Annotated in this window: 10 protein-coding genes; 1 reads left to right on the top strand and 9 read right to left on the bottom strand. The window is 64.2% G+C overall.

What is annotated here, in order from left to right:
• The 4 genes from hypD to hypB all read right to left on the bottom strand — a co-directional run.
• Window positions 1-806, bottom strand: an 806-nt coding sequence (hypD, locus tag VFW93_RS18005) for a hydrogenase formation protein HypD (protein ID WP_329695330.1), incomplete at its 3' end; no start/stop codon positions are given.
• On the bottom strand, window positions 803-1033 hold the full coding sequence (locus VFW93_RS18000) for a HypC/HybG/HupF family hydrogenase formation chaperone (RefSeq protein ID WP_329695329.1): 231 nt from the start codon (window positions 1031-1033) through the stop codon (window positions 803-805). The genes hypD and VFW93_RS18000, both read right to left, overlap by 4 nt.
• The gene (gene hypF, locus VFW93_RS17995; RefSeq protein WP_329695328.1) at window positions 1006-3429 is read right to left on the bottom strand and encodes a carbamoyltransferase HypF; all 2424 of its coding nucleotides are present in this window, start codon (window positions 3427-3429) and stop codon (window positions 1006-1008) included. The genes VFW93_RS18000 and hypF overlap by 28 nt, the downstream gene beginning before the upstream one ends.
• A complete protein-coding gene (gene hypB / locus VFW93_RS17990) occupies window positions 3414-4190 on the bottom strand; it encodes a hydrogenase nickel incorporation protein HypB (protein ID WP_414639726.1) in 777 nt (258 codons plus the stop codon). The genes hypF and hypB overlap by 16 nt, the downstream gene beginning before the upstream one ends.
• Before the next feature lie 138 nt (window positions 4191-4328).
• Here hypB and VFW93_RS17985 point away from each other — a divergent pair, with 138 nt between their 5' ends.
• Window positions 4329-4979: an FABP family protein gene (locus tag VFW93_RS17985; protein ID WP_329695326.1), complete on the top strand. Its 651-nt coding sequence runs from the start codon at window positions 4329-4331 to the stop codon at window positions 4977-4979.
• 19 nt (window positions 4980-4998) lie between these two features.
• Here VFW93_RS17985 and VFW93_RS17980 read toward each other — a convergent pair whose 3' ends face one another.
• The 5 genes from VFW93_RS17980 to VFW93_RS17960 all read right to left on the bottom strand — a co-directional run.
• Window positions 4999-6228 carry a hypothetical protein gene (locus tag VFW93_RS17980; RefSeq protein WP_329695325.1) on the bottom strand — a complete coding sequence of 410 codons (1230 nt, stop codon included), beginning with the start codon at window positions 6226-6228 and terminating at the stop codon, window positions 4999-5001.
• Window positions 6229-6436: 208 nt separating this feature from the next.
• Window positions 6437-7837 carry a phospholipase D-like domain-containing protein gene (locus VFW93_RS17975; RefSeq protein WP_329695324.1) on the bottom strand — a complete coding sequence of 467 codons (1401 nt, stop codon included), beginning with the start codon at window positions 7835-7837 and terminating at the stop codon, window positions 6437-6439.
• Window positions 7838-7857: 20 nt separating this feature from the next.
• Window positions 7858-8793 carry a 1-phosphofructokinase family hexose kinase gene (locus tag VFW93_RS17970; protein WP_329695323.1) on the bottom strand — a complete coding sequence of 312 codons (936 nt, stop codon included), beginning with the start codon at window positions 8791-8793 and terminating at the stop codon, window positions 7858-7860.
• A gap of 52 nt (window positions 8794-8845) precedes the next feature.
• Window positions 8846-9499 carry a hypothetical protein gene (locus VFW93_RS17965; RefSeq protein WP_329695322.1) on the bottom strand — a complete coding sequence of 218 codons (654 nt, stop codon included), beginning with the start codon at window positions 9497-9499 and terminating at the stop codon, window positions 8846-8848.
• A 75-nt stretch (window positions 9500-9574) separates the two neighbouring features.
• The coding region (locus VFW93_RS17960) for a carboxymuconolactone decarboxylase family protein (RefSeq protein ID WP_329695331.1) at window positions 9575-9748 on the bottom strand (174 nt) is incomplete at its 5' end.

Here is a 9748-nt window from a genome sequence, read left to right as displayed (position 1 = left end):
TCATTGACCAGGCGCATGGCTTTCAGATTGCCCTCACGCCGAACGGCCCGGGTGAACTGGTTCTCGACCTGGGCGCGGCCCTCGTTGGCCTGCCTGATCAGCATGAGGATGGCCTGCATCACGTCCAGCGGCTCGAAGCCGGCGATGACGACGGGCAAATGATGACGCTCGGCGAAGACCTCGTAAGGCTGTGAGCCGATGATGGTGGACACATGGGCCGGCCCCACCAGGCCATCGAGCGCCACAGGCTCTGGCTGATCGAGGATGGCGTGCATGGCTGCAGGGGTGAGCACATGGTTGCACAACACGCTGAAGTTGCGCAGGCCTTCCCGCTGGGCGATCTGTATCGCGACGGCCGTGGCCGGTGTGGTGGTCTCGAAGCCGATGGCGAAGAACACCACCTCGCGCTCAGGGTGCTGGCGGGCCAGTTGCAAGGCATCGTCCACGGCATAGACCATGCGCACATCTGCACCCAGGGCGCGCGCCTTCATCAGGCTCAGGCCCTTGGATGCCGGCACGCGCAAGGTGTCGCCATAACTGGCCAGGATGAGGCCCGGCCTTTGCGCCAGCGCGAGGGCCATGTCGATGCGCCCAATGGGCAGCACGCACACCGGGCAGCCAGGGCCGTGGATCATCTGCACCTGTGGCGGCAGCAGGTCCAGCACGCCATAGCGTGCCAGGGCGTGGGTGTGCCCGCCGCAGAACTCCATGAAGCGGTAGTGGCGGTCAGCTTGAACGGCTTCGGCGATGGCGCGCGCAAGTGCCTGCGCCATGGCCGGGTCACGGAACTCGTTGACGTACTTCATGAGGTCGCCTGGTTCTGTTGCAATTGCTCGAACAAGGCCAGTGTCTGCCGGGCTTCAGCCTCATCCAGCAAGGTCAGGGCGTAACCCGCGTGCACGATCACGTAGTCGCCTGCCTTCACCGCATCGAGCAAGGCCAGGGACACCTGCTTGCGCACGCCCCCCATGTCCACGGTGCCATGGCCTTGGGCATCGATATCGATCACACGGGCGGGGAGGGCGAGGCACATGGGGTTTGCTTGAGCAGTCTTTGTCGGGCGACCCAGGCCTGCCCGAGGCTCAGGCCGCCGTCACCACAGGGGTATTGTGCCGGGCGCCAGACGCGCAGGCCCTGGACGATCAAGCCGGCGTACAAGGTATCGTCCAACAGGCGGTTGGCCAGGCAGCCGCCGGAAAGCACGACCGTGTTCACACCATGGCGCGCACACGCCTGTGCGGCCCAGTCGGCCATGGCCGTGGCGATGGTGGCGTGGAACACAGCGGCGGCTTGTGCCGCGTCACGTTGATCGGCCAGCCAGTTCATCAAGGGCCGCCAGTCGAGCTGCAGATCATCGGTGATGCGCCAGCCATCGGTCAGGGCGGCCACTGGCCAGCAAGTGGTGGCCAGACTTTCCAGCCGCATGGCGGCCTCGGCCTCATAACGCGACTGGGTATAGGGCGCCAGCAGGTTCAGCAGCCCTGCTGCGGCGTCAAACAGCCGGCCCAGGCTGGTGGTCACCGGATGGCGCTGGCTGCCTTGAGACAACCATTGCTGCAGCATGGGCGCCTGCTGCATGGCAGTGAATCGGCGGCTGACTTCGTCGGTGCGGCCCAGCGCCTGCAGGACAGACGCTGCCATGCGCCAGGGCTCCCGTGCCGCCGCATCGCCGCCGGCCATGGCCAGGGGCCACAGGTGGCCGATGCGCCGTGCCTCGTCTTCCTGAACCAGCAACAACTCGCCGCCCCACACCATGCCGTCGCTGCCCAGGCCGTGGCCGTCCAGTGCCAGCCCGATCACGGGTTCATGGACGCCTTTTTCTTCAGCATGTTCGGCCAGTACGGCCGCCACGTGGGCATGATGGTGCTGTACCTGGATCAAGGGCAGGGGCTGTATGCCCGATGCCGTGGAGGCGCGCGTGTGCGCCATGTGCGCCGCCAGGATGGTGCTGAAGAAGTCCGGGTGCAGATCGCAGGCCAGGGCGTCGGGCTGGGTGCGCAGCCAGCCGGGCCAGATGTCGGCCATGCGCGTGAAGGCCACGCGGGTATCCACCGCATCCAGATCGCCGATGTGCGGCGAGACCATGGCGCGGTCGCCTTGCGTGATGCACAGGGTGTTTTTCAACAACGCCCCCATCGACAGCACGGAGGGCGGCAGGCTGCCTTCTTCCAGCCCTTTGCCGACCCTTGTAGGCAGGGCCACAGGCGTGGGGGCATAGCCACGGCTGCGTCGCATGAAACAGGCCGAGCCATCAGGGCGCACACGCAACACCGAGTCGTCGTTGCGCGCGAGGATGTCCCGGTCATGCAGCAGCCAGCCGTCGGCGATTTCGGCGAGTTCCAGCGTCGCTGTCTCGTTGTCGATGACCAGGGGCGAGCCACCGGCATTGCCACTGGTTACCACCAGCACCATGTCATGGGGCGCCGTCAGCCAGGCGGTGCCAGCGGGTTGGCCGATGGCTTCGTGGAAGAGCAGATAGTGCAGGGGCGTGTAGGGCAGCATCACGCCCAACCAGGCCAGATCAGGGGCGATGCCGCTCAGCTCCTGGCGGGCGCGCTCGCTTTGCGATAACAGGACAATCGGGCGTTCGGGTGACTGCAGCCAGCGTTGCTCGTGAGGCGTCATGCTGGCCCAGGGCGGTATGGAAGCCGGATTGGCCAGCATCACGGCCAGAGGCTTGCCTTCCCGACGCTTGCGTTGACGCAACCGGGCTACCGCGGCGGCCTGCCTGGCGTCACACACCAGGTGAAAGCCCCCTAGCCCCTTGACGGCCAGGATGCCGCCCTCCTGCAGCAGCTTGAGCGCCGATGCAATGGGCTGCTCGTGGTCGGCGCTGCCGTCGGTCTGGGTGAGCCAGACCTTGGGGCCGCATTCCGGGCAGGTGTTGGTCTGGTGGTGGAAGCGTCGGTCGGCACCATTGCCATATTCGGCATCACAAGCCGGGCAGGGCAGGAAGCGGGCCAGGCTGGTGTGGCCGCGGTCAAACGGCAGGCTGCGCGTGACGGTGTAGCGCGGGCCACATTGCGGGCAGTTGATGAAGGGATGGCGCCAGCGCCGGTTGCCCGGATCGAACATCTCGGCCAGGCAACGAGGGCACACACCCAGATCCGCGCCGATGGTGGTGGCGTGCCCCAGGGCGTTGCTGACACTGGCCTGGATTTCGAATGGCTTGCCTGGCGCGGAGGGCGGTGCATCGCCGGCATTCACGCTCAGCACATCCACCTGCTCGACCTTGGCGGGTGGCGGCGCCTGCCACAGGCGCGCCTGCAGGGTGTCCAGCAAATGCCCATCCCCATGCATGTCGATCTCGACGCCGAAGCTGGTGTTGCGCACCCAGCCGATCAGGCCCAGCGAGGTGGCCTGCTGCCAGACCCAGGGGCGGAAACCCACGCCCTGGACCAGCCCGCGCACGGCTAGGCGGCGGTGCATTGCTGCTCCAGCCAGCCCATCCAGTCATCGAAACCCTGGCCGGTGGTGGCCGAGAGCTGGATGACGGCGGCGCCGGGATTGACTTGACGAATGAAGCCCAGGGCCTTGTCCATGTCGAATCGCAGGTGCGGCAGCAGGTCGCACTTGTTGAGCAGGATCAGGCCAGCGGCCTGGAACATGTCGGGGTATTTGAGGGGCTTGTCTTCCCCCTCGGTGACGGAGAACACCAGGACCTTGGCCTTTTCGCCCAGGTCAAACGCGGCGGGGCACACCAGGTTGCCGACGTTTTCAATCATCAGCACGCCGTGGTCGAGTGGGGGCAGCGCATGCAGGGCGTCGTGCACCATGCGGGCATCGAGGTGGCAGCCCTTGCCCGTGTTGATCTGGACGGCCTGTACGCCCGTGGCACGGATGCGTTCGGCATCGAAACTGGTTTGCTGGTCGCCTTCGATCACGGCGACGGGGCGCTTGTCTTTCAGTCGAGACACGGTTTCGACCAGCAGGGTGGTTTTGCCCGAGCCAGGGCTGGACACCAGATTGAGCGCCAGGGTGTGGTGCGAGGCCAGGTGCTCGCGGATGTGATCGGCCACATGGTTGTTACCGGCCAGGATGTCCTGCTCCAGTTGCAGCACGCGGGTGTGCATGGCGGCTGGGCCCGGGGCATGGCTGTGACCATGAATGTGGTCATGCATGGAGTCATGCCCCTCCCCGGGATGGGGCGCATGGTGTTGCGCAGATTCACAGCCGCAGATGGTGCACATGGGGTGATCCTGATCCTTGCCGGAGCCAGATGCAAGCGTATCTCAGTTCGTCGTGAGGTCGATGACAGACGGATGACTTGTTTTGTTGTCAATCACGCTAAATTGGCGGGATGGCATTGTCGTCAACAAGGAGCAGGCATGAGCGATTTTCCCCAGGACATCTACACCGAACCCAGCAACGTCGATGTCGATACCCTGAAAAACCTGGGGCCCTTGCGTGGCATGGCCGGCGTCTGGCAAGGCACACGCGGGCTGGACGTCAAGCCCAAGGCGGACGGCGCCAGGAAGCAGGCCTATGTCGAGCGCATCGAACTGCAGCCGATCGACCCTCAGACCAATGGCCCCCAACTGTTCTACGGGCTGCGCTATCACACCCACGTGACCAAGCCGGATCAGGTCAAGACGTATCACGATCAGGTGGGGTACTGGCTGTGGGAGCCCGCCACGGGCACTGTCATCCACACCCTGACCATTCCCCGCGCCCAGACCGTGATGGCCGTGGGCAAGGCCACGGCCGATGCGAGCACCTTCGAGCTGGTGGCCACGCGTGGGCAACTGGATTACGGTATCTGCTCGACGCCGTTCCTGGAGCATGCGTTCAAGACGGTCGAGTTCCGCATCCAGGTCACGATCAATCCCGATGGCACCTGGTCATACGACGAGGACACCGTGCTGGAGATCCGTGGACAGGCCGAGCCTTTCCACCATCGTGATCGCAACACGCTGAGCAAGCTCGCGGAGCCCACGCCCAACCCACTGGCGCAGGCGCTTTACAGCCAGGCTGGCTGATGGCCTTGGGCTTGGCTGGTCAGTGTCCAACGGGAATGGCTGGCAGGGCCTCGTAGCCAAACTGAAAGGGCACCACACGGTAGCCCTTGACCAGCCCGCCTTGGGCAGGCCTCAGCCCCAGGCGTTCGAAGTCAGACGCGCTGAGAGGTTGTATCCTGGCCGCGTCGCGTGAACGGCTGAACACGCCATGACGCCACTGGTAGACCTCACCCAGCTTTTCTTCGTAGCTGTACGCGTGGTGGTGGTCGTCGTAGTAGTCGTCAAAGCGGTTGCGACCCAGGTAGAGCGCATTGGAGCCCTCGTAGCCCGTCTTGTGATGCGTGTTGGCATCCGTGTTGACGATATAGGCCCAGTCCCCGGGGACGAAATTCCGGGGTGCCACGTTGTACTGGATCTTCATCAGCTTGCCCGGGCGGCCCTGCTCGCGCGGGTCGAAGTCTTCTTCGAAGAACCACATGTCGCCAGGTTCGATGTTGACCAGCGGATCCCCGTCTTGCCAGACACGGCGCAGCACCATGGTGGACAGATTGGCATTCGCGCGTACCCGGTGGTAGTAGTCGGTGACACCCTGCAGCAACACCAGTTTGGTCGCGGTGTAGCAGCCTATGGCGTATTGGCGTTGATGCGTGAAGGCGTCGAGCAAGGCCTCCTGCAGCGGCTTGTGGCGCCATGGGGTGCCATCGTGCCAGTAGCGCTTGTTCCAACTGGCGGCACCGCCATCCGGCCAGACCCAGTGCAAGTGCTCTGTCCAGGCAACGATGGTCTGGCGCAGTTCGACCTGGTCCTTCAGGGCTTGTACATCGCAAGCGGCTGCACTGAATACCGTGAGGCGCCCCCGTTGCATCAGGGCCAGTGCGATCTCCTTGCGCGACACGGTTCGCACTTGTATGTCGGGGCGACCCAGTTGTGGGAGCGACAGGGTCTCTTCGCCGACGTCGTAGCCAGCGCGTTCGTGGAAGTCCAAAGTGCTGTGGTCGCCCTCAGGGCTTGCCAGGGTATAGGTGATCTGGCCGGACGTGGTGTCCGTGGTGACACGGTAAAGCCGGTCGGGGATGCCCAGTTCTTGCAGGTAGCGCGTCATGCCCAGGCGGATGGCCGCACTCAGGCTCTGGTCGCACGAAAACTGAATGCCCTCGGACGACGCCAGGGTGATGCCGGGAGCAAGGCTCAGGGCAAGCGCGAGACTGGCAAGTCGTCGCTTGCCAACGTGACGGCTGAGCGACGAACGTATGTGGAGGAAGAGGCGCAAAAAGGGAGTCCTGCGTTGCAAGGGAGAAATAAGGGCTGGGCAGCTCCTGGCGATTGTGCCCTTTGCTGGCCGACCAGGCAGCGCTGGGTTCGCACCATCGGTGCCGCCGCAGCTCGAGCAAAGGGCATGCAGGTGACTCACGTGGAAGCCGATGCAACGGGGAGCGACCTTTTCATGGAGGTCGGCATTCGTTGGCTATTTCATGCCCTCACAGCTGAAAACCGATGACACGAACCAGGCCCTCCAGAAGCTCTCGGGCGGCCGATGGAGGCTGAGAGCGCGCAGGCTGGCTCTCGTTGGCCAGGCGCAAGGCCCACTGGGTCAACCAGGTAATGCTCTGTTCATCATAGAAGGCGGTGTTCAACTCGAAATTGAGAAAGAGGCTGCGCGCATCCAGGTTGGCTGAGCCACACCACGCCATGTCGTCGTCCACGATGACCGCCTTGGCATGCAGCATGCGCGGGTACAACATCACCTCGGCACCTGCCGCCATCAAGGCTCGAAGGGAGGGTGCACGTGCAACGTCAGCGAGTCGGTGATTGGATCGGGCAGGCAGCACCAGGGTGAGTTGAACGCCTCGGCGGCAGGCCAGGCACCAGGCTGACAGCAAGGCATCGTCTGGCACGAAGTAGGGTGAGACCAGCACGATGCGGCGTTCGGCACGATAGGCGGCTGCCAGCAACAGGGCATGGATGGTGTCGTCGGCATGATCCGGGCCGCTCGGGATCCACTGCATCAAACCGCCGCTTGCAGGGCCTGCAGGATGGCAGACGGGCACATCGACGAAACTGATTTCGCCGCTGGCCACCTGCCAGTCCTGTTGGTAAAGGTCATGAGCCTGCCGGGCCATCGGGCCGCTGATCACAAAGCTGATGTCGTTCCAGGCGGGGCTGTGGTCCTGTCTGACGAAGTACTCGCTGGCCAGGTTGCGGCCGCCGCTCCAGACATGTTGCCCGTCGATCACCACCAGCTTGCGGTGGTTGCGCAGGTTGACGCGCCCCCGGCGGATATTGTGCAGCACGGGCATGAAGAACTGCACCGCCACGCCGTGTTGCTTGAGCGTGCGCACGAGCGAGCGAGGTGTCGACCAGGAGCCCAGGTCATCCAGCAGCAGACGAACCTTGACACCACGGCTCGCCGCCAACGTGAGCTCTTTGGTCAGGGCGTTGGCGACCTCATCGTGACCCAGGATGAAGGTGCAGATGTCGATCTGGCGCCGAGCCTGGCGAATCAGGTCAAGCAGCACATTCAAGGCCGTCTGCCCGTCTGCCTGAAAGCTCACGGTGTCGTTGCGTGTGGCCGCAGGCAGTGCCAGGGCCTGCCCGAGTTCGATGGCCCAGTGGGGCGCTTCTCCATCCTGTTGCGTGAGCGCCTGTCTCAGTCGAGCGTGAGGGCGAGGTACCTTGCGCACGCCGAAGAGCAGGTAAAGCGGTATGCCGACATAGGGCAGCAGGGCAATGGTCAGCACCCAGGCCAGGGCGGCGGAAGGGTGCCGGTGTTCCCGGCTCAATCGGGTGGAGGTCAGGTAGATCAGCAAGCCGGCCAACACGAACGCGCCATGCTCCAGGCCCGACAAAGGCCAGTGAACATGGGCGGGCAGGAGATGCATGTTGTGCGCGCTTTCCGAACTCAAAGTGCCTGGATCTGCACGTCGCCCAGGAGCCGCTGGATGTCTGCGGGCTGGCTCAATGCGGTGCCGGATGTCAACAAGGCGGCGGCACCTGCGGCCATGGCGTGGCGCAAAGCCTGGGCCAGGTCATGTTGCTGGTCCAGGGCCCACACCAGACCAGCCAGAAAGCTGTCTCCCGCGCCAATGGTGCTGGCCACATCGACTTTCAGCGCGTGGGCGCGCCAGGCTTGTTCGGCGGTGACCAGCAGGGCGCCATCTTCACCAAGAGACAGCGCCACCATGTGGGCCTGCCCTTGCAGGATCAGGCCGCGAGCCGCTGCACACCAATCCGATTCGGATACCAGGGGCAGCCCCGTGAGGTCTCGCAGTTCCCTCAGGCTGGGTTTGACCAGGTGGATGCCGGCCTGAAGCGCCGCACTCAGGGCAGCGCCTGATGTGTCGAGCACGAACAGGCTGCCTTGGGCACGTGCCTGGGTGGCCATCCGGGCATAGACATCATCCGGTACGCCAGGGGGCAGGCTGCCGCTGGCGATCACATACTTCGCTGGTTGTGGCTGGCTCAGGGCTGCCAGGCAGGCCTGCCATTCGGCTTCGCTCAGGGCAGGCCCCGGCAGCACGAATCGGAAATCCTGCCCGCTGGCACCTTCGTGAACGGTGAAGCTCTCACGGGTCTCGTTGGCAATGTTGATGGCTTGCGCGGGGATCTGTTCCTGGGCCAGCAACGCCTGCAGGATGCGACCGGTGACGCCGCCACAGGTGTAAAGCGCACGCACATCGGCGCCCAGTCGATGCAGCACCCGCGCGACGTTGATGCCGCCTCCACCGGGGTGCGTCTGTGCCGGTTCGCAGCGCAGCTTGTGGCCGGGGATGACGCGATCGATCGATGTGAACACATCGACCGCCGGGTTCATGGTCAAGGTCAGGATGTTGGTCATGAGGCCACAGTTTAGGCACCGTTGGCCTGTTCCTGACCGCTTGCCAACAAGCTTATTTGCCGACCTGTGGTTTGACGTCGAGGTCTGGCCGTGTGGCCATCAGCAGTTCATTGGTCACGGGGCCGCGCAGGGTACATGCCATGCGAGTCATGGCCGCGTCTTTTTCATAGGTCTCGATCTGCAGCACGCGCTCGATCGTGCCGGGCCGGGATTCGGCGCCGCCAGGTGTGTCGATCTTCTGCCAGCCGGCCTCCGGTTGAGCCAGGTCCCACTGCTCGGAGCGCGCATAGACATCGCCTTCTTGCTGCAGTCGGGCGTTGTCCCATAGTTGAGATTGCATGGACTTGAGCACCTTGTCCAACGGTAAGCGCAGGATGAAGCCCCAGGAGATGACGGCCTCATCACCACCCAGGTTCAGGTGCTCGTCAAAGTAGCCAAAGGCCTCCAGGCCGCTGACCTTGATGGTGGGCGTGAACCTGCGCAGGCTGCGGTCGACATCAGCGCGGTCTGCCACCTTGAACGTCGCCACCGCGCCGTTCTTGACGAGGTAAGGCGTAGCCGAGAACGCGCTGGCCTGGCGGTTCAGCGCCTGGAAGAAGCTGCTGTCGCAGCGCGACAGTTCAGCCAGGATGTTGTCGGGTGCGGACGCTGCCGCAGCCATGGCCGAACTGGCAAACACCAGCGGCAACAGAAATACGAATCTCATCGGGGGCCTGTTTGACTTGTTGGTAAGTCCACCTTGGTGAACCAGCAAGGAGTGTGCCCAAGCCCATGAGTGCCATCAACCCGCGTTCCGGGTGGCGGTGTCGATTTCTGCAAACAGTTCTTTGGCCACCAGCAACGCATTCACGGCTGCCGGGAAGCCCGCATACACGGCCATTTGCATGATCACCTCGACCACTTCCTGGCGGGTGCAGCCCACGTTCAAGGCGCCCTGGATATGGGCTTTGAGCTC

This window comes from Aquabacterium sp. (assembly GCF_036279675.1).
Lineage (GTDB): Bacteria > Pseudomonadota > Gammaproteobacteria > Burkholderiales > Burkholderiaceae_C > Aquabacterium.
Note: the sequence above shows the minus strand (reverse complement) of the source record. Positions and strands in the feature narration are given on the sequence as shown.